The 25,871-nt window shown below is 66.5% G+C and carries 17 protein-coding genes and 1 pseudogene; 9 read left to right on the plus strand and 9 right to left on the minus strand.

All coding sequences use genetic code 11. The features are described from left to right. The first annotated feature begins 19 nt into the window (after window positions 1–19). The 6 genes from Mal64_RS06230 (at window position 20) to Mal64_RS06255 (ending at window position 7,854) form a co-directional block, all read left to right on the plus strand. Complete coding sequence (locus Mal64_RS06230) at window positions 20–3,460, plus strand: beta strand repeat-containing protein (RefSeq protein ID WP_146398111.1); 3,441 nt, start codon at window positions 20–22, stop codon at window positions 3,458–3,460. Window positions 3,461–3,520: 60 nt separating this feature from the next. Further along, on the plus strand, window positions 3,521–4,360 hold the full coding sequence (locus Mal64_RS06235) for a PEP-CTERM sorting domain-containing protein (RefSeq protein ID WP_146398113.1): 840 nt from the start codon (window positions 3,521–3,523) through the stop codon (window positions 4,358–4,360). Between the two features lie 181 nt (window positions 4,361–4,541). After that, a complete protein-coding gene (locus Mal64_RS06240) occupies window positions 4,542–5,861 on the plus strand; it encodes a glycoside hydrolase family 28 protein (protein ID WP_146398115.1) in 1,320 nt (439 codons plus the stop codon). Between the two features lie 53 nt (window positions 5,862–5,914). Continuing rightward, window positions 5,915–6,379 (plus strand): BTAD domain-containing putative transcriptional regulator, encoded by a 465-nt coding sequence (locus tag Mal64_RS06245; protein WP_146398118.1) that lies wholly within the window; start codon window positions 5,915–5,917, stop codon window positions 6,377–6,379. A 41-nt stretch (window positions 6,380–6,420) separates the two neighbouring features. Continuing rightward, window positions 6,421–6,792 (plus strand): cupin domain-containing protein, encoded by a 372-nt coding sequence (locus Mal64_RS06250; protein WP_146398120.1) that lies wholly within the window; start codon window positions 6,421–6,423, stop codon window positions 6,790–6,792. 177 nt (window positions 6,793–6,969) lie between these two features. Next, window positions 6,970–7,854: a VWA domain-containing protein gene (locus Mal64_RS06255; protein ID WP_146398122.1), complete on the plus strand. Its 885-nt coding sequence runs from the start codon at window positions 6,970–6,972 to the stop codon at window positions 7,852–7,854. A gap of 49 nt (window positions 7,855–7,903) precedes the next feature. Here Mal64_RS06255 and Mal64_RS06260 read toward each other — a convergent pair whose 3' ends face one another. Both Mal64_RS06260 and Mal64_RS06265 read right to left on the minus strand, forming a co-directional pair. Further along, window positions 7,904–9,625 (minus strand): alpha-L-fucosidase, encoded by a 1,722-nt coding sequence (locus tag Mal64_RS06260; RefSeq protein ID WP_146398123.1) that lies wholly within the window; start codon window positions 9,623–9,625, stop codon window positions 7,904–7,906. A 53-nt stretch (window positions 9,626–9,678) separates the two neighbouring features. Further along, a complete protein-coding gene (locus Mal64_RS06265) occupies window positions 9,679–10,941 on the minus strand; it encodes a pectate lyase family protein (protein ID WP_146398125.1) in 1,263 nt (420 codons plus the stop codon). Window positions 10,942–13,167: 2,226 nt separating this feature from the next. On the opposite strand from Mal64_RS06265, the pseudogene Mal64_RS20135 reads away from it, so the two are divergent. Further along, window positions 13,168–13,308, plus strand: a pseudogene (locus Mal64_RS20135) (autotransporter-associated beta strand repeat-containing protein); the annotation flags it as partial. A gap of 1,546 nt (window positions 13,309–14,854) precedes the next feature. On the opposite strand, the gene Mal64_RS20140 reads toward Mal64_RS20135, so the two are convergent. The 3 genes from Mal64_RS20140 to Mal64_RS06285 all read right to left on the minus strand — a co-directional run bounded on the left by Mal64_RS20140 (window position 14,855) and on the right by Mal64_RS06285 (window position 19,695). Further along, on the minus strand, window positions 14,855–15,670 hold the full coding sequence (locus tag Mal64_RS20140; protein ID WP_146398129.1) for a CAP domain-containing protein: 816 nt from the start codon (window positions 15,668–15,670) through the stop codon (window positions 14,855–14,857). A 128-nt stretch (window positions 15,671–15,798) separates the two neighbouring features. Continuing rightward, window positions 15,799–17,040: a choice-of-anchor tandem repeat GloVer-containing protein gene (locus Mal64_RS06280; RefSeq protein WP_146398131.1), complete on the minus strand. Its 1,242-nt coding sequence runs from the start codon at window positions 17,038–17,040 to the stop codon at window positions 15,799–15,801. Between the two features lie 324 nt (window positions 17,041–17,364). Further along, window positions 17,365–19,695 (minus strand): glycoside hydrolase family 2 TIM barrel-domain containing protein, encoded by a 2,331-nt coding sequence (locus Mal64_RS06285; protein ID WP_197525503.1) that lies wholly within the window; start codon window positions 19,693–19,695, stop codon window positions 17,365–17,367. 211 nt (window positions 19,696–19,906) lie between these two features. Here Mal64_RS06285 and Mal64_RS06290 point away from each other — a divergent pair, with 211 nt between their 5' ends. Both Mal64_RS06290 and rfbB read left to right on the plus strand, forming a co-directional pair. Beyond that, window positions 19,907–20,527, plus strand: coding sequence for a peroxiredoxin family protein (locus Mal64_RS06290; RefSeq protein ID WP_231993593.1), 621 nt, complete (start codon window positions 19,907–19,909; stop codon window positions 20,525–20,527). Between the two features lie 97 nt (window positions 20,528–20,624). Continuing rightward, window positions 20,625–21,680 carry a dTDP-glucose 4,6-dehydratase gene (gene rfbB, locus Mal64_RS06295; RefSeq protein WP_146398134.1) on the plus strand — a complete coding sequence of 352 codons (1,056 nt, stop codon included), beginning with the start codon at window positions 20,625–20,627 and terminating at the stop codon, window positions 21,678–21,680. 55 nt (window positions 21,681–21,735) lie between these two features. On the opposite strand, the gene Mal64_RS06300 is transcribed toward rfbB, so the two are convergent. The 4 genes from Mal64_RS06300 to Mal64_RS06315 all read right to left on the minus strand — a co-directional run bounded on the left by Mal64_RS06300 (window position 21,736) and on the right by Mal64_RS06315 (window position 25,433). Then, window positions 21,736–22,392 carry a hypothetical protein gene (locus Mal64_RS06300; RefSeq protein WP_146398136.1) on the minus strand — a complete coding sequence of 219 codons (657 nt, stop codon included), beginning with the start codon at window positions 22,390–22,392 and terminating at the stop codon, window positions 21,736–21,738. Continuing rightward, on the minus strand, window positions 22,389–23,900 hold the full coding sequence (locus Mal64_RS06305) for a serine/threonine-protein kinase (protein ID WP_146398138.1): 1,512 nt from the start codon (window positions 23,898–23,900) through the stop codon (window positions 22,389–22,391). Before Mal64_RS06305 ends, Mal64_RS06300 begins: the two co-directional genes overlap by 4 nt. After that, window positions 23,897–24,532: an RNA polymerase sigma factor gene (locus Mal64_RS06310; RefSeq protein WP_146398140.1), complete on the minus strand. Its 636-nt coding sequence runs from the start codon at window positions 24,530–24,532 to the stop codon at window positions 23,897–23,899. The genes Mal64_RS06305 and Mal64_RS06310 overlap by 4 nt, the downstream gene beginning before the upstream one ends. Window positions 24,533–24,650: 118 nt before the next feature. Continuing rightward, window positions 24,651–25,433: a phosphatase PAP2 family protein gene (locus Mal64_RS06315; protein ID WP_197525504.1), complete on the minus strand. Its 783-nt coding sequence runs from the start codon at window positions 25,431–25,433 to the stop codon at window positions 24,651–24,653. Between the last annotated feature and the right edge of the window lie 438 nt (window positions 25,434–25,871).

Here is a 25,871-nt window from a genome sequence, read left to right on the forward strand (position 1 = left end):
ACAGCAGGAATTCACTTCCATGGATCGCATCGCATCTCGTCTCGGTTTGTTCTTGCTGGGCGCCGCCATCGCGGCCACGCCAGCAGCTCTGCTCGCCCAGAACGGCACTTGGGACGGAGGCACCTTGGGCGTTTGGAGCAACTCGGGCGACTGGCAAGGGGGAACCATCGCCAACGGCGCCGGCAACACCGCTTCCTTCACCGCGACAGACGTCGACACGGTCGAGATGTTCAACTCGTTCGGCGACACCTTCTTCCGCAACGGCGTCGACCTCAACTCGAGCCGCACACTCGGGCATCTCGTTTTCTCGGACTCCAACCCCGCGACCGGCGGCGGTTACGAAGTCTTCACCTCGACCCCGAACAGCACTTTCTCTGGCACCACGCTCACGCTTAGTGATGGTGCTTCTTCGCCTACGATCACGGTGAACCCTTTGGGGCCGTTCGACACCTCCACTTTATCGGGCGCGACGCCCACGATCGTCGACGACGTGATCTTCCGGCCTTACCTGTCGGGCACGAACGGCTTTACCAAGCTCGGCGGTGGTGTCCTGACCCTAGCGGGCGAGGCCGACGGCGCGAACTCGGTGGGCAACAACCTGAAGGGCGTGGTTGAGATCGCCGAGGGTACGCTCCGCATCGCCGAGACCTTCAGCTACTACGACTTCACCAACCTAGTGGAGCCCGCCGCCCAATCGATCGACGCCTTCAATCTGCAGGACGGCGGCACGCTGGACCTTGGCAACAACGTGTTCGCCAGCCGCGTCACCTCGTCCCCCGGCGCCACGGTCAACGTGGTCGGCGGAACCGGCTCAGTGATCAACAACTTCTCCCCCGCCGCAGGCACCACGCTGAACTTGCACGTCGAGAATCGCGGCGACGGCGACTCCGAATTCACCGCCGACACCTTCACCGCCCAGGGCGATTGGGCGCCCGATGAGACCGGCGGGTTCGATACGATCAACCTCTCCGGCGTAGCGGGCGACATGGGCGAGACCACGATTTTCCGCGTACGTCCCAACGTCAACTCCAACGCCTTTTTCATGGACAGCTTCGCCCAGACGGTGATCAATCTCGATACGATCACCACGATCGTGCGGACCAACTCTTTCGGCAACGACTTTCCCATCGGCGAGGTGCATGGCCAAGCGAGCTCGAACATCTCGGGCGGCGTGGCCATCGGCGGCGTGGCTCGCTACCACATCGGCGGCCTGAACACCGACTCCACCCACGCCGGCCGCATCACTTCGGGCACCGGCGGCCTCGACCTGTACAAGGAAGGAACCGGAACGCTGACGCTCTCCGGATCCCTTGAGTACCGCCCCGTTAACAACGAAGAGGGAACGCCTCCAGACCGGGGCCAGGCGGTGCAGCCAGACCGCCGCGGCGGCATCACCACCGTGGTCGCCGGCACACTGGCCCTCACCGGCGACGCGCAGTTGCCCGCCGGACGTAACGACGTCGGCACTTCTACGAACCTGGGTCTACTCTACTCGACGGTCGATATCCAAGCCGGCGCCACGCTCGACGTGTCGGGCACAACCGGCAACTCGACCGCAGCCTTGCAGCAGGTCATCGGAGCCGGCACCATCGCCGGCAACTATGTGCACGGCGACGGTCGACTGGCGCCCGCCGACGACAACGTTGGCACCAGCGCCACGCTGACCCACATCGGCGGTGCGATCAACTTCGCCAACAATCTCACGATCAACGGCGGCGAGATCCTCTACGACGTCGACACCTCCGTCGGCGGCACGAACGACTTGATCCAGGTGGCCGGATCGACCACCGTGGGCGGATCCGTGGAGGTCAACCCAACCTTCCTCGATTCGATCCCGACCAGCGGCCAGTACACGCTGCTCACCTCCGCAGGCGGCATCAGCGGCAGCCTCGCCGGCTGGAGTGTCGCCTGGCCCGGCCGCGGCGCCGACCCGGTTGTTACTCAGTCGGGCAACTCGCTCGTCTTCAACGCGATCCCGGTTTCCGGCGCCAACATCGTCTGGACCGGTTCGGTCAACAGCGATTGGGACGTCGAGACGACAAGCAACTTCACCAACGGTGGCAGCCCCGATCAGTTCTTCGACGGCGACATCGTCACCTTTAATGGTGGCGGCCCCTCGACTGTCAACATCTCCGAAGACATCAAGCCGAGCGAGATTATCGTTTCCTCGGGCAGCTACACGTTCGAAGGCCCCGGCGCCATCACCGGTTTCGCGACGCTCACTAAGAACGGCGGCGGCACCCTGACGATCGCTCGCAACAACACATACAACGGCCCCACGGTCATCAACGGCGGCGTTGTCGATATCCAGGGCAATCTCGGCGCCCTCGGCACCGGCGCGATCACCCTCAACGGCGGCACGATCGTCACCAACGCCGCTCAGCTCGCCCCGATCACCAACTCGCAGCTGGTCGTCGTCGGCACGGGCAACTCGATCATTTTCAACGGTTTGCTGACAACGCCGCTCAACGACCCGGTAGCAACCCCCTCGCTTGCCGGCGCCGGCGAGTTGCTTCTCACGACCGAAGAGGAGCCGGGCCGCATCGCCGACCTCGGCAACGACAGCACCGCGTTCACCGGCGTCTTATCGATCGCTCCCACCGGGCTGGCCACGACGTTCAACGTTCGCATCCCGGCCGGAGTTGGATTCGGCATGCCCAATGGCACGCTCGACCTCGCCGACGGCGTCACGATGCTCAGCCGTCGCAACACGAGCGCGGTGACCGAGATCGGCGCCCTGACGGGCGAGGAGGGGTCAACCATCGGCGGCTGGGCCGGCGGCGGCACCGCCCCGACGGTCAACCTGCAACTCGGCGCCGCCAACGTTTCAGTCGCCACTTTCGAGGGCGCCGTGGTCGACAGCGGCTCGGAAGAGGCCCCTATCCCGACCAACATCTTCAAGGTCGGTTCGGGCGTCCAGAACCTCTTCGGCGAGAACACCTTCACCGGCAACGTTACCGTAGAAGAGGGCACGCTCGCTTTTGACTCGGCTACCCTCGCCGACACCTCGACGGTTTCGCTCTTCACGGGGGGCGTGTTGGGTCTGATGCACGGCGTGACCGACGTCGTTGACATGCTCTTCATCGACGGCGCGCCGGCAGCCGTTGGCACCTGGGGCGGCGCGGGCTCGGGCGCCGCAAACATCTCTTCGTTGTTCACCGGCAGCGGCATCCTCGATGTCACGAGCACCTTTGTGCTGGCCGGTGACTACAACAACAATGGGGTCGTCGACGCGGCCGACTTCACCGTTTGGCGTGACAACCTCAACACCGCCACCGTGCTGGACAACGACCCGATCGGCGGCACGATCGGCACGGCCCAGTACGACCAGTGGGTCAACAACTTCGGCAATGTCTTGCCGAACTTCTCGGTCGCGACCGCCGTTCCCGAGCCCGGCTCGCTGGCCGGTCTCGCCTTGCTGATTGCCTCGAGCCTCGCCGGCGTTCGGCGTCGCTCCTGATTCTTCTCACTCCCTTCGATACGTCTTGTCCCCACTTCCCTTGAGAGAAGGAAAGTTCCAATGAGTTTGAGATACCTCACCACCACCCTAGCGGCGTTCGCCCTGGTTGCGGCGCTCGCTTCCAGCGCTCAGGCCGTCGCCTGGGTGTCGACCGCCGACGGCGGCGCCGACACCTCGATCCAGAACGACTGCCAAGGCGCCACCGGCATTGACTGCGGCGTCGATCCCGACGGCCGCGCCCACACCGTCTATGGGGCCGGCTCGTCCGCCGAGTTCCGCCGCCTGGACGATGTTCGCCAGAAGCTTGTCCTGCTGAAGTTCGACATCTCGACACTCGACGCATCGAGCTACGCTGACGCGGTGCTGCGGCTTGACATCAATCATAACCGCACACGGACTTACCGTGTCTACGGCATCGGCGAAGACTACGACGATTGGGACGAATCGATCACGAGCTACTCGAACGCCCCGGGCATCCTGCAACCGGACCAAGGCGGCAGCGCTTACGGTTCGGCCGGTAACAACTTCCTCGACGCCTCCGAACTCTACTTGCCCGGAGCGCCGAACCCGCAGCGGCCCAATCCGTTCCAGCTCGGCACGATTGGGTACATCGACACCCGGAGCCTACCGGGCGGTCGAGGCGCGGTCATGTCGGACCCGTTTAATCTTGATCTTGAAGATTTCTTGAACGCCGACACCGACGGGTTTGTCAGCTTCTTGATCTTCCTCGACGCCAGCGACGGTGCGCCGGCTGGCAACGTCGCGACTAAGGAAACGACTGGCAACATCTTGGCCGCCCCGGCTCTGGGCGTGCTGCCGGCGTTCCTCGTGCCGGAGCCGTCGACGGCTCTGCTGGCCCTGGCTGGCGTGATGGGCCTGATGGCTCGTCGCCGCAGCTGATCCAGGCCTGATGCTGCTAGAATCGAATGACAGGGGCGGTGAGCTTTCACCGCCCCTGTTTTTTATGCGCTACGCATTTTTACGCCGACTGTTGCACAGGCGCCGCGGTGTCGCCACGATAGGTTGTTCCCCCCACGACTTTTACTCAAGCTAGTTCCCCCCGCCGCTAAAGGACTCTGGCATGCGCCGTTCACTGGCCGCTCTCGCTGCGTTGCTCGTCGCTTTCTCTGCTCTCACGGTCGGCCGGGCCGATGCGGCCGACGCCGTGATCACCGACTTCGGCGTCCAAGCGGGCGAGTCCGATCGGGTACAAACGGTCGCGTTGCAGCGTGCCATCGACGAGACCTCGGCCGGCGGCGGCGGGCGGCTCACCGTGCCCGAGGGCGAGTTCCGCACCGGGGCGCTCGACCTTAAGGCGGGCGTCGAGCTCCACCTGGCCGAGGGCGCTGTGCTGCTGGGGTCGGACGACATCGCCGACTTCCCGATCCGCCAAACGCGGATCGAGGGCAAGGTGCAGCCGTGGGTCCCGGCGGTCCTCAACGCCAAGGGCCTCAGCGGCGTGCGCGTCACCGGCCCCGGCACTCTCGACGGCGACGGCAAGCCGTACTGGACCGCCTTCTGGAAACGCCGGGCCGAGAATCGCAAGTGCACGAACCTCGAGGTCCACCGGCCTCGGCTGATGTACTTCGAGTCGTGCGACGACGTCGAAGTGATCGATCTCAACCTACGCAACTCCGGTTTCTGGAACCTGCACGTTTACAAGTGCGCCGGCGTGCGGATCGAGGGCGTTTCGATCCGCGCCCCGCACGGCGACCCGCCCCGCATCACCGGCGACGACCAGCCGTGGGACGAGGTCTCGATCGACCGGGCGCCGAGTTCCGACGGCATCGATGTGGACAGCTGCCAGAGTGTCGTGATCCGCGACTGCGTGATCTCGGTCGGCGACGACTGTATCGCCCTGAAAGGGACGAAGGGCCCGCGCGCCATGGAGGACGAGGCCAGCCCGCCGGTCGAGAATATCCTGATCGAGGGCTGCGACTTCCAGAGCGGCCACGGCGTGATGACCTGCGGCAGCGAGGCGACGATCGTCCGCAACGTCGTGGTGCGCGACTGCAAGGTCGGCCCCGGGGTGCCGGTCTGCCGGCTGAAGCTCAGGCCCGACACGCCGCAAAGGTACGAGAACCTGCTGTTCGACGGCCTGACGCTCGACGGCGCCCAGTCGCTGTTCGACGTGAAGCCGTGGCGGCAGTTCTACGACCCGCAGGGCATGGCGCCGCCGAAGTCCGAGGTGCGCAACGTCGTGCTCCGCAACATCACCGGCTCGCTCCGCTCGCTGGGCGACCTGCGCGGCAACCGGGGCGACTCGATCGAGAACGTCACGCTCTCGAACATCGAGCTCATCACCGACCGTGGCGACCTGCGAGTCGGCGAAGTCGTGGGGCTGCGGTACGTGGGGGTCGTGATCAATGGCGACGAGATCGAGGCGCCTGATTCCGAGTAAGATGTTCGGAAGTCGATACCGATCGCACTCTGCCCAATCCGTGGGAGCCAATCGTGGGTCTGCTCGACAAGACCAACCCGCGCGCCACGCCCGAGAGCGTCCGCCTCCACGCGGTGATCGGCGGCGTGCTCGGCTTTGTCGCGTGCGTCGCGTACTTCCTGATCTGGGGCCCCGAATACGCTGGCTGGCCTTTGCTAACGCCTATCGCCGCCCTACTGGGGGCGGCGCTGCTGGCGCTGATCGAGTGGCAGGTTGACGACGTACTAGACGCCTCCGAGATCATCCGCGAAGTTGAAGTCGCGTTCGGGATGACGCTCTCGGATTCCGACTGCGAGAACATATTTGTGGTGGGAGACCTCCACCGAGCGGTCCTTGCCGCGGTTCGTCGCCAGGACGAGGCCGCCGACGAAGAGGAAGTTTGGCGTCGGCTCCACGCGATCCTGGTCCGAGAATTGGGTATCGAGCCTGAACGAATCACACGGTCGACCGATTTCCACTCCGACCTCGGGGTGGGGTGACGAAGCTATATTCTGTCCCCAAAAAACCAAGGCGATACGCCATGCCCCGACTGATCGAAACGCCCCAGGTAATCACCGCCGCCGGCGAGCCGCCCAAGCGGATCGAGGAGTACGCCGGCCGCGTGGCCACCGGCCACACGGGTGTGAGCGTCGCGCGGATGGTCTCCCCCTCGGGCTGGAGCGAGCCGTTCCAATCGCCCGAGTTTGAGGAGATCACGGTGGTGCTCCGCGGCGTGCTGCGGGTCGAGTCGGACGCGGGAGTGCTGGAGGTCGCCGCCGGCCAGGCGGTCGTCGCGAGCCCCGGCGAGCGGGTCCGCTACAGCACCCCGGGCCCCGAGGGAGCCGAGTACCTAGCCGTCTGTCTGCCCGCCTTCACGCCAGACACGGTTCACCGCGAGGACGAGGGGGCGTAACGCAGTCCGCTTTCGCCACTCGGCTTCCGTCGCTCGAACGAGACCGGGCCAATTCACCTTTGCGGGTTTGCGTTCGACAAGACGCCCACCAGATGGTCATCTACAGGCTGCTGCATGCGCTGAATCCATAAGCTTCACGAATCGTCACCGAGGGCGTTCTCTAGGGACAGCGATGCCGTGGAAACGACCGGTATAGAAAGCAAGGTCGAAGAACGCATCGACAGGCGCGGTGCGTTGCTGCTGTCGGCGGCGTGTCACTTGCTCGCGTTGATCCTGCTAGCGCTCCTCACGCAGGCCGGCGACGAGGAGGGCCCGCTCACGCTCGAGGTGGGCATTGCCGACGCCTTTGATCTCGACACGCCCGCAGAGTTCGACACGGTCGAGCTCGCGAAGTCACTCGACGTCCCCCTAGCCGAAACGCCCCCCCAGTCGCCCGAGTTGGCCCCGCTGGCTCTCGCCGAGGCGCTGCTCGGCGCCGAAGATTTCAACCTTGGCGCCCTGGCCCCGGCCGGACTGACGGAGGGCGGGGGTGGCGGCGACGAAGCCGTCTCGTTCTTCGGCCTCTCCGGCAGCGGCGAGTCCTTCGTGTTCGTGATCGACTGCTCGTCCAGCATGAACGAGGCGGGCAAGTTCACGCAGGCCAAGAAGGAACTGATGCGGACGCTGCGGGGGCTGCTCCCGCACCAGCGTTACTTGGTCGTCCTGTTCAGCGACAACGCCTACCCGATGGACCCTATGAGGCCGATCGCGGCTACGCCCGAGAACATCGACCAGACTTCTCAATGGCTCTACGGCCTGGAGCCCGACGGCGGCACCAACCCGTTGCCCGCGTTGCTCTTCGCCCTCGAACTCAAGCCGAGCGCGATCTTCTTCCTGTCCGATGGGAAATTCGAGCTCTACGTGGTGAAACAGATAAAGACCAAGAACGACAGGGGACGCCGGCAGACGCCAATCCACGCGGTCTCATTCTACAACCGCCAGACCGAAGGGTTGATGAAACGGGTGGCCCGCAACTCCGGCGGCTCGTACCAATTCGTCACCAACGGCGACAGACGCAACTAGAGCGGCGTCGAATCGCTAGCCGAGCGTCGCCTTCGAGGGACAAACCGATCTAATTGGCAAGCGTAAGCTTGTAGACCACCGCGTCGGGGGCGGTGGGGTCTGCGTCGGAAGGATTGGCGGCCGGCAAGGTGCGGATCACGAGTCGCTCTGCCGTTTGCTCCCAGTCGGCGGCGCCGCCCGAGCCCAGCAGTTCGACACGCTCGACACGCCGCTCGAGCAAGCCCGCCTCGGCGCCGAGCGATTCGAGCGAGACCGGCTCCACGGGCGAGCCCATGACGATCGCGTAGAGCGTCGCGCCGTCTTTGCTGGTGGTGTAGCGGATGTCCTCGGCGGTCAGCGGCTTGCCCTTGCCTTCGTTGAAGCCTTGCGCGTGAATCGGAGCTCCCTCGCTCGCCGGGCCCTCGCCAAAGACCTTCCACGGCCGGGTGGCTAGGATCGCCTCGCGGTTCACTTCCATCCAGCTGGCGATGCTTTCCAAAATGGCCTCCTCCTTCTCGTCGATCGAGCCGTCACCCCGCACCGGCACGCTCAGCAGCAGATTGCCGTTCTTGCTCACGATGTCGGCGAGCATGTGGACGACCGCCTTGGCGCTCTTGTAGCGGCTCTGCTGGTAGACTCCGCGGTCGTAGTGCCAGCCGCCCAGGCAGGTGCAGGTCTGCCAAGCGGGGAACTCCATCGTCGGCGGCACGCCGCGTTCCACGTCCCAGGTAAGGGCCTCCTTTTGGTCGTCGGAGAGGACCTTGCCAAACAGCACGCCGTTGCTCGCCCCGCCCGTCTTGCGGAGGTTGGTGTTGTAGAAGTGGGCGGCCAGCTTCAGCCCGGCGTCGCTCACCGGCCAGAGCGGCAGCGCCGTGTCGTCAAAGTAAATCAGCTCGGGCTGGTGCTTGTTGATCAAGTCCATCGTGCGGTTGTAGAACTTCTCGCAATAGGCTTGATCGGGCAGTGTGACGTCGTTGTTCCAGGTCCACCGCCAGTGGATCCGGTTGAGGTTGGCGAAGTCGGGGCTCGGCTTGTGGGCCTGGGCGTACAGGTCTTGGGGGTCGAGGCCCTCCCACCACGTCCCCTTTCCGTCGGCCTTGGTCAGGTTGCCATCGTACGGCGCCCCCGCCTTATCGCCCTCGGTGTCGGCGCCCTGCGCCACCTCGTACCAGCTCCAGGCGTGCGCCGCGTGCGCGCTCACGCCGAACGGCAGGCCGTTCTCACGGGCGGCCTTGGCCCAGCCGGCGATCAGGTCCTTCTTCGGGCCGACGGCGACCGAGTTCCACGGCTGGTGCCTGGAGTCCCACATGTCGAGATTGTCGTGATGGTTGGCCATCGCAAAGAAGTACTGGGCGCCAACACGCTTGTAGAGACCGACCAGCCGATCGGGGTCCCACTTGTCGGCCTTCCAGTCGTGGATCACGTCCTTGAAGCCGTACTCGGAGGGGTGGCCGTAACGCTGCATGTGGGCGTCGTACTGCCCGCGTCCCTGGCTGTACATGTGGCGCGCGTACCAGTCGCCCGCCTCGGGTTGGCACTGCGGCCCCCAGTGGGCCCAGATACCGAACTTCGCGTCGCGGTACCACTCCGGAACGTCGTACTGCCGCAGCGACTCCCAGGTCGGTTCGAACTTGCCGGGAGCGACCGGCTCGCTCTGGGTGTCGACGATCACCGTCGGCACAGCGTCTGAGGGCAGGCTCTCGGCTCGCGAAGCCGCGGCGGACGCGGCCAAGACTCCCACCAGTAAATGAGGCCAAGCAAATACGCGGCGGTTTGCCTTCGAAAGCTTCATAGCGGCGTCTCCCGGAAACGATTCACGCGATGGCGAGGTGGTATTGGCACGGCTCATTCTCGGCGACGCGGAGCACGGCGAACGCGGAACACTGAGAGCAGCGCCCCACACCACACCAATCCCAGCGCGCCCGGCTCGGGGACCGCGCTGCTGGCCGAGGCGAGGATCAACTCTTGGTTCTGGCCGAAGTTGTCACGCCACACCTGCAGCTGCGGGTCGCCGATCGGCTGACCGCTGGCGTCATTCGGGAGCGCGCCGGCCGGCTCGCCGAGGCGGTCGCGCCACACGGTGAAGTCGGCCGCGTCGACCGAACCGTCCGCGTTGTAGTCGCCCGCGATCGGTAACACGCCAACCGAGGTCTGCGGCCCCGAGTTGGCCATGATCTGCTCGCGCAGGGTATCAGTCGGGTCGAGCGTGTAGTCGTAGTAGTCGCTCGGCGAGAACGGCGTGCCGCGGGGACGCAGGGGCGAACCCGAGTTGATCAGCACGTCGCCGTTGGCCACAAATTGGGCGTTGTCCTCCACCAGGTACCCGCGAATAACGTTGTCGAAAATGTTGTTCTCCGAGACCACCTGGGCCGAACCACGCGGGTTCAGGCCATAGCTCGAGATGTCCTCGAGCAGATTGTTGTAGAAGTGGCCGATCACGTTGTCGAAAGCCGGGTTGCGTTGGTGCGTGTCGTGGATCCAGGTGTGGTGGATCGTCACCTTCTGGTTCGTGTCGTCGGTCCAGCCGACGCCGAGCGCTTTGTTGTGTTCGCTGAGGATGCTGTTGGAGATCGTCACGTAGTCGAGCCCCGCGCCGCGCAGGTCGATCAAACCGTCGCCCATGCGTGTCAGGTGGACGTGGTCGATCCAGATGTGGTGGCTGTTGTCGACCTGGATGCCGTCGTAATCCTGGGTCTTGCCGTCGTCGTCCCCCTCGACGTAGCTGTCGCGGATCGTCAGGTTGCGGACGATCACGTTCGACTCACTGATGATGCGGAAGCCGCCGTAAACGATCTCCGCGTCGTCGCCCAAGCCGATCACGGTTTTGTTCGACCCGATCGGGATCTCGCGGCCGAAGTCGCTGATCTCGATGCTGCCTCGCACCGCGACCACGCGCGGCGTGTCGCCCGCCAGGTAGCCGGCGAGCTGCGACTCGTTCTCGGCGATGACGACCGCCCCGCCGGCGCCGCCGGTCGTGCCACTCAACCCGAGCGCCGCGACCGATGCGAACCCGGTCGGCTGGTGCGGCGCCGCTTGCAAGCAAGCCGCCAAGCCGAGCAACAAAAGCACGCCGCTAGCGCAGCTACACCAAACGCGCAGGAACCTCATACCGCCACTCTCCGTTGTTCCGTCGATCAGAGAAAAGAGGAACGGCGCCTCAACCGCCCTCCGAAAAGCTTTGCGCCCGAACGGGCCAGCCTTTCCAGGATAACGACGCGGAAACACGCACGCCACTCAAAGCGGCTGATGGGGAGATGCTCCGCACGACAAGCTCGCGTTAGAGAGGCCATGGGCTACCGAGCGGGTTTGTGGCGCTCGGGGGCTTCCGCTTCGCGGTGCGCACCCGCCCCCCGCAACTCGCCGTGCAACGACGCGGGAGGAGATCGATCTCAACCGACGCAACCCCGGCTTCTGGAACCTGCACGTTTCCAAGTGCGCCGGCGCGCGGATCGAGGGCGTTGCGATCAACGGCCTTGCGAACGAAGCGACCGCTGAGAAATAATCCGTCTCGAAAGGCGACAGAGCTCATTATTCCCGCAGCTGCATCTCCTGCTCTCGGTCACATGGCCCCCGGGCGTGTACAATCGTGGGGTGGATCGAACCCTTATCGCCGCTAGTTGTCGAGAAGCGACTAGCGTCTTTTCGTGAGGTCATTGACGCACCTCCCGCGGTCAGCCCGCCCGCTTGCGCCTCCCACCGATTGCGCGGTCACTCGACATGAACAGGCACAAAGTCAAGATGAGCAGTCCGAAGCATTCCCAACAATGCGCGATCGCGTTCTCCCTCTTGGCGACCGCGATCGCGTGCCTCGCGACTCCGGCGAGGGCGGACCTCGGCTACACCGTGGGGGGCAGCTGGCCCAACGCCGCCCACCGCGCCGCGGCCGAGAACGCGATACAAACGGTCACCGATCGCTACAACGCCTACGGCGACTTCGGCAGCCCGAACGTTTACGTTTACTACAACGCCGGCATCCCCACAGCCCAGGCGAGCTACCTGGGCAGCATCGGATTCGGCGGGACTTACCCCAACGAGCGAGTCACGGCCCACGAGATGGCGCACTACCTCGGGCTCCCGTCGGGGAATTGGGGCTCGCTCATGTCGGGCGGCACATGGAGCGGCGCCCACGGCCTAGCCAAGGTCAAGCAGTTCGATGGCGAGCAGGCGACACTCAATGGCGACTCGATTCACTACTGGCCCTACGGGCTGAATTTCGACAGCGAGGGGAGCGAGACCAACAAGCAACGGCAGGTCGCCGTGGTCTACGCCATGCGGGCCGACCTCGGCATCGGGTCGAGCACGCACCCCGCGGCTTTTAACAACGAGGTGGTCCTGACGGCCGACAACCCCGCTGGCCAGAGCGGCTTTAACTACAAGGGCGAGTGGAGCGACGGCCACTTTGCTCACGCCGGCTCGCACTACGCCACGGGCGATTACAAGCTACGCACGCCCACGAGCGGATCCGCCTACCGGTTCTACGGCGATTATCTCACGGTCAACAACACCAACGGCGCGGCGGGCGGTCTGCTTTACAAGGGCCAGGGCGCGGCCGCTAAGGTCACGATCAATAGCCTCAGGCTCGACGGCGGATGGATCCAGCACCAGAGCACTCTGAGCAGCCCCTTCGAGCTCGACGGCGCCATCAACGTGCTCTCCGATTCGGTTTTCTATGCGAAACAGGGCGACATCGACGTGACGGCGGCCATTCGAGGTTCGGGACGCATCACCATCGAGACAACCGACTCACCCGACCAAGACGCCCGTTACGTTCGCTTCCATTCCGACCGCATCTCTTTTGTGGGCGACATCGAGAACCGATCGCGCTTCGAGCTGGCCAGCGGCGGCAGGCTCGGCTTCTTGGTCGGCCCCTCGGGGAGCACGAACTCGATCACCGGCGCCACGGCGCGGGCGACGCATTTCAACGGCGCGTTCAACATCAACCTGTCGCAAGCGTCGTTCGAGGCGGGCGATTCGTGGGCGCTCGTTACGGCCGCCAACTCGAGTTACGGCGACGACTTCGAGGTGACCGGATTCGAGGGCGCCGAGGGTGTGTGGGGCGACGGCTCGTACTCCTTCGAGCAGGCGACCGGCCTGCTGACGATCGTCCCCACCTGGGACATCGACGGCGGCGGTTCGTGGAGCACCGCCGGCAACTGGATCGCGGGCGTCCCGTTGGTGGGTGGCGAAGCGAGCTTCGGCGATGCGCTAGGACCGGCTAACGCCCCGGCCGCAATCAATGTCGACACCCCCGTCACGCTGCGCCGGCTGAACTTTGACAACGCGAGCCCTTACACCCTCAGCGGCGCCAATGCGATCACACTCACCGGCGCCGCGATGGTGTACGCCAAGAGCGGCGATCACGAGATCGCGACTCCCCTGGCGGGCGGAGCCGGGCTCACCAAGCGAGGAGAGGGCGCGGTCACCCTCTCGGCGGCGAATCCCTTCACCGGCGACACGCGCGTCGACGCCGGCGCCCTGAGGCTCACAGGCGGCGCCTCGATCGCGGGATCGTCGAACATCGAGGTGCAGGCAGCCGCCACGCTCGACGTCTCGGGCCTGAGCGGCTCCTTCGTGCTCGGCGGCGGCCAGACGCTTAACACACAGAGCGGCGCCGCCGTTGTCGGCGACGTGGTCGCCGGAGCGGGGTCGTCCGTCACCGGCGCCGGCGCCTTGGCCAACAGCCTGACCGTCGAGAACGGCGCCTCCTTGCGGATCGGCGAAGCGGGGCTCCCAGTTTTGTCGCAGGCAACGCTCATCGACAACTTCGACTCCTACAACAACAGCGTTGTGCAAAACATCGGAGCCCACTCTAACGGCGACGCCACCTCGGGCGTGTGGGACGGCGTGTTCGACGGCACCTCAAACGGCTTGATCGTCGACGCCGATCCGGGCAACAACGCGCTGCAGGCGCTCGGCATCCCCTCCCAAGGCTCCGGCGGCTGGCGCGGCGCGGTTACGGACCTGGCTAACAACTTCTCCGACGACCACAGCCTGGCCGACGGCGACTCAGCGACCTACTTCTTTCAGGTCAGGAACGAGGGCAACGCCTACGCCGACACGATGATCGGTCTGACCGAGAACACCGGCCGGCTCGACATCAACAACGCCTGGCAAGACTTCTCGGTCAGACCCGTGGTGAAAGGGTCGCCGGGATCGGCGGTCCTAGACGTCAACGGGACGACGGTCGCCTCGCTGGTCGACGGCGAGTGGCGGAACGTTTGGCTGGTGGTCGACAACTCCAGCAAGACGTTCGACGTCTACACCTCGACCGGCCAAGACGACGGCGCCCTCGCCCTCGCCGGCGTGACGTTCAACACGATCACCAACCCCCTGGACCTCGCGGCGTTCGGGATCGCCGGCCGGGAGAACGGCCGCGTCACGGTCGACAACATCTTCACGGCGCCGGGAGAGTTCACCGGCAACCCGCTCGCGCCCGGCGGTGGGTCCGTTTACTCCACCGAAGTGCTCGGCGTCGCTGGCGACGTGCTCCTGGAGAGCGGGGCGGTCGTCTCGTTCGGCGTCGCTGGCTCGGGTGTCAACGACCGGCTGGAGATCGGCGGTGGTTTCACAGCGGGCGGCCTGCTCCAGGTCCAACTCGTCAACGGCGCCCCGGCGCCCGAACAGGGCGACAGCTTTGACTTGTTCGACTTCGCTTCGGCAAGCGGCGCATTCGACGAGTACGACCTCCCCGAGCTCGGCGCCGGACTCCGCTGGGACACCTCCGGCCTCACCGAAGAGGGATCTCTGTTGGTCTCGGTGGCGCTTGCGGGAGACTTTAACGAGAACGGCGTGGTCGACGCCGCCGACTTCACCGTGTGGCGAGACCGCTTGGGGCAAACGGGCATGCTCGCCTACGCCCCCGGCGACGGCGATGGCGACGGCGACGTAGACATCGCCGACTACGGCGTTTGGGTCGCCAACTTTGGAGCAACGGCGGCAACGCAAACGGTCGCCATCCCCGAGCCGCTTTCCGCTTCTCTCTTAGCGCTCGGCCTGGCGGCGTTGGGCCGGTCGCGTCCCCTCACCCGCCGGCGCCCTCGACACGCAGTTCGCCGCCCGACTCGGTCACGTTGTACCGGGCGCCGTCGACGGCCTCGCGCGTCGTGTCGGCGGCCTCGCCGCCGCGAAGGTCGAACCTCAGCGGCGAGGGCCGGCAACGCAGGTGCCTCCTCACGTAGCGGGGCGGCAACTCGTACCGCTTCTCGCCGATCGTGTAGCTCACGCTCGCGTCCGATTCGTTCGCCACGCGGAACTCGATCGCCGCGGAGCGCGGCCGGCCGAACAGCTGCACGGCGTACCAGTAGCCCGTCTTCTCGCTGCGGGCGACTGCCACGCCGGTCTCCGTGACGTTCGGGCCGAGCATGTTCTCGCGGTGGCCAGGCGAGTCACGCCAGCCCTCAAAGAACTGGTCGGCGAGCCCCCGGCTCTCGTAGCCGCCGCCGTCGAAGGCGTAAGCGATGTTCTCGGTCACCACGCAGTACTCGTAGCCCTCGTCGGCCACGCGGGCCGCGGCCGCGCGGCCGTCGGCGTGGTGCCCGTAGCGGTCATGCTCCGCCATGTAACGGGCGAACCCCTCCGCCGCGGCCATGAGCTTCTCATGGCGTTCGAGCGTCTCACGGCCCTCCTGCTGGCGGAACCCGTCCGTGCGACGGACGATGTGGTCGACGGCCTCGGCCGGTTCGACCTCGGTTTCGGGCGGGGGGCCGGCGGGCGCCTCGATCGTCTCGACGTCGTGCTCCTCGCCGCTCTGGGCGGCGGCCGGCGGGGCCGCGAGCGAGGCAAGCAAAACGGCGGCGCAGGCAACGAGCCACGAACAACGGGGAAGCGTGCGAGTCATGCGATTGGGTCCGGGGTGGAATCAGACTGAATACCATCTGCGCAACTAGACGGACACTCCCCCCCTCCGCCAGGGACCGGCGCAACGCCCCCGCCCCACTTCGCGCCACCGGAAACCGACGCGTTATCTCACGGACGATCGCCGCGCCGACGCCACGCTGCGCCCCCGAGTCCGATCGCCGCGAGCAGCAATCCCGCCGGCTCCGGCGCCACGACAAAACCAGTGTCGGAGAGCATGAACACCGTGCCGGGGCCGGGAGCACCGCCGCCGTACGTCGTACCGTAGAGATTGCCTTGCGAGTCCGCAATCAAATGCCCGCGGGGCTCTATGCCGTTGTCCCCGTTGAAGGAAAACAGTGTTGTGAGAACGGCGGTGGATAGATCGAATTTGTAGACCGCCCCTGATCCGTGGGCTCCGCCACGGGTCGCCATGCCGTAGAGATTGCCAGCGGCATCAGCGAGCAGACCGGTCGCGGGGTAGATGCCCTCGTGACTATCAAAGGAGTAAAGCAGTTCGAAGTCGCCAGTCTCAGGATCGATTCGGTATAGGGTCCCTTCGTGGTGGTAGCCCCCCCGGTGGGTTGTGCCGTAGAGGAGGCCATCCTTGCCCCAAAGCAATCCAGCTGGGGCGTCACCGTTGCGTTCATCGAACGAATGTAGCGTCGTCAGGTCCCCGTTCGAGCGATCGTACTTGAACACCGTACCGTGGTAACCCGGGACGCCTCCATCGGCGGTTGTTCCGTATAAGTTTCCGGCGGCGTCTGCAATCACACTGCTCGCGAAGAAGCCTTGGTCAAAATCGGAAAAGTATGCCAGCGTTTTCAACTCTCCCGCCACAAGGTCGAACTCGAAAACAGTTCCGCCCCCCAAGAAACCAATGTCTCCGTAATGACTAGTCACGCCGTACAACTTCTCCGAAGGGCCGGGCATCAGCCGGCCGGGCCCCCAGCCGTGGGGCCCTCCAAAACTATCAAGAAAGCTGAGCTCGCCCGTCGAAGGGTCGATCTTGAAGACAACCCCAGGGCCGTACGACGCGGATCCGGCGGCGGTTCCGTAAAGCATGCCGTCACGGTGCAGCAACAGGTCGCCGGGGGAAGTGACACCGGTGACATCGTAGTCGAAGGAGACGAGAGTGGCGAAGTCGCCCGTTGTTGGATCGATTCTATACACCGACCCGAAGTTGTATGCCCCGCCATAGCGTGTGGAGCCGTAGAGAGCGCCGGATGCATCGGCGACCAACCCCGAGTTGGGGTGACGCCCTTCTCCCAAATCAGAATTGTAGAGCGTCGTGAGCGTCGCCGCGGGGGCTGAGAAGCATGCCGCCGACGCAACCACGAACGCCAACAGCCTGAATCCAAAACGCTCATCCATGAGTCACTCGAAGCGATTGATCTGAGGGTTCAGCAGCGAAACACACGGCACATGTCTTTGAGCCGTTCCTGGGTCAACAAGAGGCCGGCATCCTACCGTATGACGCCAGAGAATGGGTATTGCGATTGAGGAAATACTTTGTGGCGATAGTCGCGGTCGATGCCAGACGCATATCGCTGTTCTAAACACGTCAAGACCGGGTTGCGGCGCCCACGTCACAACACATTGCAGTCAGATGCTTAGCGGATATTACACTGGCTGACAGCAGTCTGCGCCGGCAAACCCATGGGGTATTCTCTGACTTCGCAGCGCTGTCGCGATCGATCACTCCCGCACGACAACCGAGGACGATTCGAGCCCTTCCGCCGTCGCGGTCACGCGGATCGTTCCCTCGTTCGCGTCTGCGCGGACGATCGCCAGACAGCGGCCGCGGAGCGCCTGGCGGGTCGACGCTTGGTAGCTCTCGGTGCTGACGATCGAGCCGTTGTCCACGGCGATCACGCGGCCGGGGCCCTCGACCGCGAACTCGATCTGCGGCGTCGCGTCGGGCACGAGCACGCCGGCGGCGTCGACCACCTCGACCTCGACGTGGGCCACGTCGTCCCAATCGGCTGTGAGGCCGGGGCGGTCCGACTTGAGCCGCAGGGCGGCCGGCTCGCCGGCGGTGCGGAGCGCGCGGCGGGCGACCTCGCGGACGCCGTTGCGGGCGATCGCGACCAGCTCGCCCGGCTCGTAGGCGACGCTCCATTGCCGCGGCTCGGCGCTGGGATCGATCTGCTTGGCGCCGAGCGATCGGCCGTTGAGCAGGAGCTCCACTTCTTCGGCGTTGCTGTAGACCTCGATTTGCTGGGCCGCTTCCGCGTTCATAGGGTTGTCCAAAGGATTCCAGTCGTCGAACCTGACCCGCTTGCGGACCCACTCGATCTCTTCGTAGCCGGGGTCGACGGGGATCGGGGCGTCGCGGCCGACGCGCCGCACGACGTAGAGCACCGGCTCCTCAGCCCACCAGCCGGCGCGCTCCATGCCGCGCGGGGAGACGAGGCCGGTGCGGTCCAATAGGCCGGCGTCGAAGGTGTTCACGGGCCAGCGGCGCGACTCGCCGAGGTAGTCGATCCCACACCACAGGAATTGGCCCGAGTGCTGTGGGTTGTCGCGACAGCGGAGCCAGGTGCTGCGGTCGTGGTTCTGCTCGGTGCCAACGATCTTGCGCGACGGGTCGTCGCGCCACGCCTGGAGCAGCTCGGCGTCGCGGTAGTTTGTGCCGACCACGTCGAGCAGGTCGGCCAGGCCGTTGTCGTAGTCGTGCGTCACGTTCGGGCGGAACAGCGCCTGCGTGACCGGACGGCTGGGGTCGGCGGCGTGGCAGGCGTCGACCAGGCCGGTGAGCACGCGCTTGGCGAGCTCCGTGTCGTGCGTGTCGCGGATCTCGTTGCCCACGCTGTAGAGCAGGACGCTGGGGTGGTTGCGGTCGCGGCGCACCGTGTCCGTGAGATCGCGCCGCCACCACTCCTCGAAGTCGCGGTGGTAGTCGTGCTTGTTCTTGCCGCGGGTCCAGCAATCGAAGAACTCGTCCATGACGAGAAAGCCCATCCGGTCACACAGGTCGAGGAACTCGGGGGCGACCGGGTTGTGGGCCGTGCGGACGGCGTTCACGCCGAGCGCGCGGAGCCGCTCGAGCCGTCGCTGCCACACCCGCAGCGGCACGGCGGCGCCCACGGCCCCGCCGTCGTGGTGCAGGCAAACGCCCTTGAGCTTGACGCTCTCGCCGTTGAGCACGAAGCCTCGCTCGGAGCTGAACTCGGCGGTGCGCACGCCGAACGGCGTGACGACCTCGTCGACCACCTCGCCGCGCACGACCAGCTGGGTGACGAGCCGGTGCATCGCCGGGCGGTCGACGTCCCACAGCGTGGGCCGCAGGAGGGTCAGCTTCAGGGTGGTCTCGCCCGTGGGATCGAGCCGCGTCCGCGACGAGGCGACACGGCGGCCGGCCGGGTCGATGATCGCGGCGTGGATCCTGGCCCGAACGCTCGGTTGCGGGCGCTCGTCGGCCGTTTCGACCGCCACCCGCACCTCGGCCCGCTCGGCGGTGATCTGGGGCGTGGTGACGAACACCCCGTCGCGCGCGACGCGCAGCGGCGGCGCAACGACGAGCCGCACGTGGCGGTAGATCCCGGCGCCGGTGTACCAGCGCGACGCCGGTTGCGCGGAGGTGTCGGCCCGCACTTCGATGAGGTTCTTCTCGCCGGTTCCTTTGAGGTGGTCGGTCAGATCGTAAGCGAAGCTGACGTACCCGTTGGGCCGCTCGCCCAGCAGCTCGTCGTTGATCCAGACCTTCGAGTGCGCCATCACGCCATCGAACTCGATCGACACCCGGCCGTGCGGCGGGATCGTGGGGGTGACGAACTCCTTGCGGTACAGGCCAACGCCCGAGGGCATGAAACCGCCGGCGCCGCCGGTGGGGGCGTCTTCCCGCACCGGGCCCGCGATGCTCCAGTCGTGCGGCGTGCGGACCGCCGTCCAGCCGTCGTCGCCCCGGCCGCCGTCTTGGCGGAAGCGCCAGCCTTCATCGAAGTCGATGACCTCGCGTCCGGCCGCGATCGTCGCGACATGAACCATCAGCAGCAAGGCGACTAAATACCAACGGAACAACAGCATGGCGTCTGGAGGGTTGAGCTGAGGAATCGCTTGCGAGGAAGAAGCCGAAGAGAAGTGTCCAGTATCTACGTGACCGCGTGGGACTTCAACTTGCCACGGCCCGGCGGCGTCTGGCCGATCTTCTGTACGCGGGGTTACAGTCGCCCCGGGGCCTGTGGCCTAGAGTGGGTCGCGTTTCAACGGTTCCTACCCCCAGCCAGGATATCCCACGATGAACATGTTCCGTTCGCCCGGCCGCCCGTCACTCGCTCGCCCATCGCTCGCCCTGCTGGTGGCCGCTGCCCTGAGTAGCTCTGCCCCGCTCGCCTCGGCCGCCGAGCCCCCGGCCAAGGGCGACAAGGCCGCCGACTTCACCCTCGGCAAGCTGGGCGGCGGCGAGCTGAAGCTGAGCGACGCCCTGGCCGACGGGCCGGTCGCGCTGATCGTGCTGCGCGGCTTCCCCGAGTACCAGTGCCCGGCCTGCTCGCGGCAGGTGGCCGAGTACGTACGCCACGCCGAGGAGTTCGCCGCGGTCGGCGCCCAGGTCGTGATGGTCTACCCCGGCCCCTCCGGCGTGCTGCCCGCCAAGGCCGAAGAGTTCATGACCGACGTCGAGCTTCCCGAGGGTTTCACCCTGCTGCTCGATCCCGACTATAAGTTCACGAACCTCTACCACCTGCGGTGGGACGCCCCGCGCGAGACGGCCTACCCCACCACGCTGGTGATCGGCGAGGACGGCGTGATCGACTTCGCCAAGGTGAGCAAGACGCACGGTGGCCGCACGAAGGCGGACGACGCCCTCCACGCCCTCGGCCACCACAGCCACGAGCAGGGGCACGCCACGGCCGAGTGACATTCGCGGGGGCCGGTGGCCATGCCGCCGGGGAGCTGGGATAATGGCGGCTTGTGCTCACCAAGATCCCCGCGACCCGGCAGCAACCCGGCGGCCCATGCCTGCGACCCTCATCACCGGCGGCGCCGGCTTCCTCGGCAGCGAGTTCGTCCGCCAGACTCTTGAGCTCGGCGATGAGACCGCCGTCGTGCTCGACGCGCTCACCTACGCCGGCGACCGCGACAACCTGCCCGCCGAGGGCGACCGCCTCGTCTTCGCGCAAGGCGACATCGCCGACCGGCCGCTCGTCGAGCGGTTGCTCCGTGAGCACGGCGTGACGCGCATTGTCAACTTCGCCGCCGAGTCGCACGTCGACCGCTCGATCGACGACCCGGGGGCGTTCCTGCGCACCAACGTGCTCGGCGTTTACGAGCTGCTCACCGCCGCGCTCGGCCACTGGCGCCGGCTCGCCGGCGCCGAGCGCGAGGCGTTCCGCTTCGTGCAGGTCTCGACCGACGAGGTCTACGGCTCGCTCGGCGCCACGGGCGAGTTCACCGAGGGCTCGCCGTACGCGCCGCGGTCGCCCTACGCGGCGTCGAAGGCGGCGGGCGACCACTTCGTGCGGTCGTTCCACACAACCTACGGCCTGCCGACGATCGTCACGAACGGCTCGAACTGCTACGGCCCGCGGCAGTTCCCCGAGAAGCTCGTGCCGCTGCTCGCCATGAAAGCGATGCGCGGCGAGCGGCTGCCGATCTACGGCGACGGGTCGAACGTGCGCGAGTGGCTGCACACGGCCGACGCCTGCCGGGCGATCCGCGCGGTGGTCGAGAAAGGCCGACCGGGCGAGTCGTACAACGTCGGCGGCGGCGCCGAGCGGACCAACCTGGAGGTCGCCCGCCAGGTTTGCCGGCTCGTCGAGAAGCATTTTTCTGAGGCGCCGGTCAAGCCGGTCGAAAGCCTCATCGAGCTGGTCGCCGACCGCCCCGGGCACGACTTTCGTTACGCGGTCGACGCCACGAAGCTTCGCAGCGAACTCGGCTGGACGCCCGAGATTGGCTTCGACGAGGGCCTCGACGAGACGGTCCGCTGGTGCGTCGAGAACCTCGCGTGGACCGAGCGGGCGCTCCAGCGGGCCGGCTACGACGGCGGCCGGCTCGGCCGCGGCGAGTGAGCCCCTCTCGGGCGCCGAGAACGCTGGTTAGAAATCGCCAAAGGGATCGCCTTACTCATCTCTTCTCCTGGGTGAAGGGATCGTGGTTTTGATTGGTCTGAGGGGCGAAGGGGTCGTCTCTATGAATGGGCGCCACGCGCGGTTGTCCTTGTATTGTACTGGCTGTGCCAGTGGAGTCGCCTTGCCAGCTTCCGTTTGGTAGCGGATCGGCGCCGACTACGAACTGTGATTGCATTGTTGGGTACTGATTGTAAGGCGATGAAGAATACCCGTTCCCCCAGCCCAGCCCGTCGGCGTTGTTCTTGATCAAACTCAATTGAAGCTCCACCAGCTCGTCACGCTTCCTGACGCGCGTCTCGAGCCGCTCCTCCAGTTGGTCAACCCGTTTCTTGATCTTGTCGAACTCCGCGCGACGGCTCTCGATGTCGAGCGTAAACTGATCCTGCAGAGCCTTGCGGAGTTTTCCCTGGGCCTCTTGCTTCTTCTCATCATTGTCGGCGTCGGCGTAGAGCTGGCGCGCCTTGTCGACCCGCTTCTGCGACTCGACAAACTCTTTCGACGGCGCCATCTGTGGGAAGGCCCCGTATGGCGTTGCATATTGTGTTGTGTATCGCCCCGGCGGGGTGTTCCATACCGGGTTTTGCGCCGTGGCGCCCTTCACCAACAAAGTGCCTACGACAACGAACACTGCCACTCTGACGAGATGGGTCATGGTTTCTCTCGGTTTTTGGGAGGGTGGGTCATCTGCGCACCGGGGAGGGAAATCAGCTCGCGTCGCAGCGTGTCGGCTTGGACGCGCCACGGATCGTTTTGCGGGACCCACGGGACAGCTCTGGTCTCCGCCGCGGCCGTGGCTTCGAGTCGGTCGAGGGCCTGCTCGATCGTCGCGACGTCGGAACGCCACTGCTGAGCCTCGGGCGAGTAAAACGCCTGATGCGCGAAGGCGGCAGGGGGCGGATCTGACCATCTCGTCTCACCGGGTTGGAGCAACCGGTTCGCAGCCAACAGGGCGAGCAGCGTTAACACCAACAGCTGCAAGCCGACCCGTACACGCCGGCGGCGGCCCAACCGCTTGAGCCCCGCAAATCGCCAACGCCGGGGCCGCTGCAGTCGGGCGAGCGCCGTTTGCAGGGCGTCGTGCGCCTCGGCCGCCGACGCGTAGCGTCGCCCGGGCTTCTTTGTCATGAGCCGGTCGACCACGTCCGAAAGCTCGTCGGGCGTCTCAGGCCGGCGCCGCCAGAGCGGCGTGGGGGCGTCGCGGCAGATGCGGTGGAGCACGCCGACCGCTCGGTCGGCGCGGAACGGCGGGTGGCCGGTTGCGGCGAAGTAGAGCGTCGAGCCGAGGCTGAACAGGTCGCTCCGCCAGTCGACCGCGGCGCCGCTCGCCTGCTCGGGCGACATGTAATGCGGCGTGCCGGCCACCACGCCGGTCTGCGTGAGGCTCGCCTCGTCGACCGTTTGGGCCAGGCCGAAGTCGGTCACCAGAGCCCGTTCTAAGCCGCTCTCCAAGAGCAGGTTGCCCGGCTTGATGTCGCGGTGCACCACGCCCTGCTCGTGAGCCGCCTCGAGCCCGGACGCCGCCTGGGCGCCGATACGCAGCACCTCGACCGGGGCGAGCGGCCCGTCGCGGTCAACCCGCGCCTGGAGCGACTCGCCGTCGACGTAGTTCATCACCAGGAAGGGCGTTTCGCCTTCGGTCTGCACATCGTGGATCGCCACCACGTGCTCGTGGACCACCGCGGCGGCGGCCCGCGCCTCGCGGCCGAACCGCTGCCGCGCCGGCCCGCTGTGCGCCAGGTGTGGGGCGAGCACCTTGAGCGCCACCGGCCGGTGCAACTCGGTGTCGAATCCCCTGTAGACGATGCTCATGCCCCCCGACCCGATCACGCGCTCCACGTCGTAGCGGCCGAGCCGACCGAGCATCTCCGGCTGTGCGGCGGCGCCGAGCGTGCGAACGTCGTCGCGGGTGGGAAGCTCGGCGAGCAACTCGCGTGTCTCCACGTCGAACTCGCCCGCGCCCGAGAGCGCGTCGAGCCGCTCGCGGCAAACGGGGCACGACTCGACATGGTCGAGCGCCGCGCGGTGGGCGTCGTCGTGCCCGTCACCGATGTGCCCGTCGCCGTCGTGCCCGTCGCCTATGAGCACGTCGTCAAACAGCAACTCACGCAATTGGTCGTCGCCCACGTGGGGCGAATCGGTTGGTGCTGGGGGGGCGTTCATGGCTTTGCCTCGCTGGCGGGGTCGAGTGTCTCCTCCTCTTCAAGCAACCGGCGCACCTCCACCCTGAGCCGCGCCCGCACACGGCTGCGGGCCACGTGCACGGCGCCGGGCGAAACGCCGAGCGTGGTAGCTGCCTCGTCGGTCGTGCGAGCCTCGACGCTGGTCATCCAGAACGCCCGCCAATTGGTCGGGCTCACCCGCTCGCGCACCCGCTCGGCCGCCCAGCGGAACGCCTCGCGGCGCCACTCGAGGTCGAACTCGGCCGTCGCCTCGGTGGCCGGGTCGGCCAGCTCGCCGAGCCAGCGGGCGACGCCCGAGTCGCCGCTGCCGAGCGCCTGGTGCTTGCGGCGCGTGAGCCGGTTGATCAGCTCGTTGCGCGTGATGCGCCCGAGCCAGGTCCGGAACCGCCCCCGCTCGGGGTCGGGCGTCCACCGCTCCACGGCCCGCGAGACCGACAGAAGCACCTCTTGGACCACCTCGCGGGCGTCGGCGTCTTGCATGCCGTGGGATCGGGCCAGCCGGTAGACGACCGGCTCGTAAAGCTCGGCGAAATGGCGCCACGCCTCCTCGTCGTCCGCGTCGCCGAGCCTGAGGATCAGGCTCATTCGGGTGTCGGGCGGCGGGGCGTTCATCGGCTAGCGTGTGCGGGCGGGGCGAACGGGGGACGAGACTTCCCCCTTATACACCCATCGCCAAGCCGAACCTTGCGCGCGGCGGCCGAAATTCTAAGAAACCGTACGCGTCTCGCCGTCAGGCGGCGCAACGCCGCGCCGGCTCGGTCGCCTCGGGCGGCTCGGCCAACGCGTCGGCCCGCTCGGCGGGGTCGATTCCATAGAAACGCAAGTACTTCCGCTCGGCCCAGCCGAAGAACCGGCCCAAACGCGTGGCGCCCAGGCAGTGCCGGGCCGAGAGCACCCCAACCACGGCGCCGATCACCGTGTCGCTCGGGAAGTGGGCCCCCACGAACACCCGCTGCATGCCCACCGCCACGGCGAGCGCCACAAACAGGCCGCGGGCGTGCGGGTAGAGCAGCACGAGCGCTGTGGCCAAGCCGAATGCCGACGCCGTGTGCGCCGACGGGAAGCTCTGGATGTTCGAGTCGTGCGACAACATCGGCATCAGGCCGAGGAACGTGTCGTTCAGCCCCAGGTCGGGCGCCGCCGCGAAATCGATCGACCGCGGCCGGCTCCGTGCGACAAGCAGCTTGACCACGTCGGCCATCACCCCGGCGCCCAAGCCGCAAGTCAGGATCCGTCCGCTGCGGTAGCGGTTCGAGGGGTCCATCACGGCGATCACGCCGACGATGAGCATCACGCCAAAGCCGTTGCCGAACACCTCGGCCACTTGCAACAAGTTGCCCACTTCGCCCGGCGGGTCCCAGCCGTGAAAGGCCTCGGCCACGCGCACGTCGGCCGCCAGGGCGAGGCCCAGCGCCGCGGCCAGCAGCACGCAGGTCGTGCGCCACGGCAGCCCGACCAACACACCGGGCTTGAGGCGTCGGCGTGCGGCGAGTGTTGTCTTAGAAATGGCCAACGGGCGACTCGTGGTTGGGGGGCGGGCGCCCCGTATCATCCGGCGGACGGCTGACCGGCAAAATCATGGCCGGCGACGCCTCCGTCGACGGCGCCACGAGCGGCGTCGTCGCGTCGGCGCCCTCCTGAACGGGCGCCGAGCAAGTTGGTCTCATGGCTTCTGTCATCGGACCTGAGGCGCCATGAGGCTTGAGGCGGTTGCTGCTATCACGCGGAGAATTCACACGAAATACAGGATCGAAGCCGTGCTGTCGACCTCGCTTGCGCAGTTTCGCACGGCGGACGAATCTCCCAAGGACGCAAGCGCCGCTAGCATCCAGCCACCACGCATCGCTAGCAGATATACGGGAGCCGGCGGGTGTAAGCCTCGGAGGTCCCAGCCACCATCTGCACTACGCCGCCCCGCCGTGCCTTACAGCGTTCGGCTCCTAGTTTGTCT

Source organism: Pseudobythopirellula maris (genome assembly GCF_007859945.1).
GTDB lineage: Bacteria > Planctomycetota > Planctomycetia > Pirellulales > Lacipirellulaceae > Pseudobythopirellula > Pseudobythopirellula maris.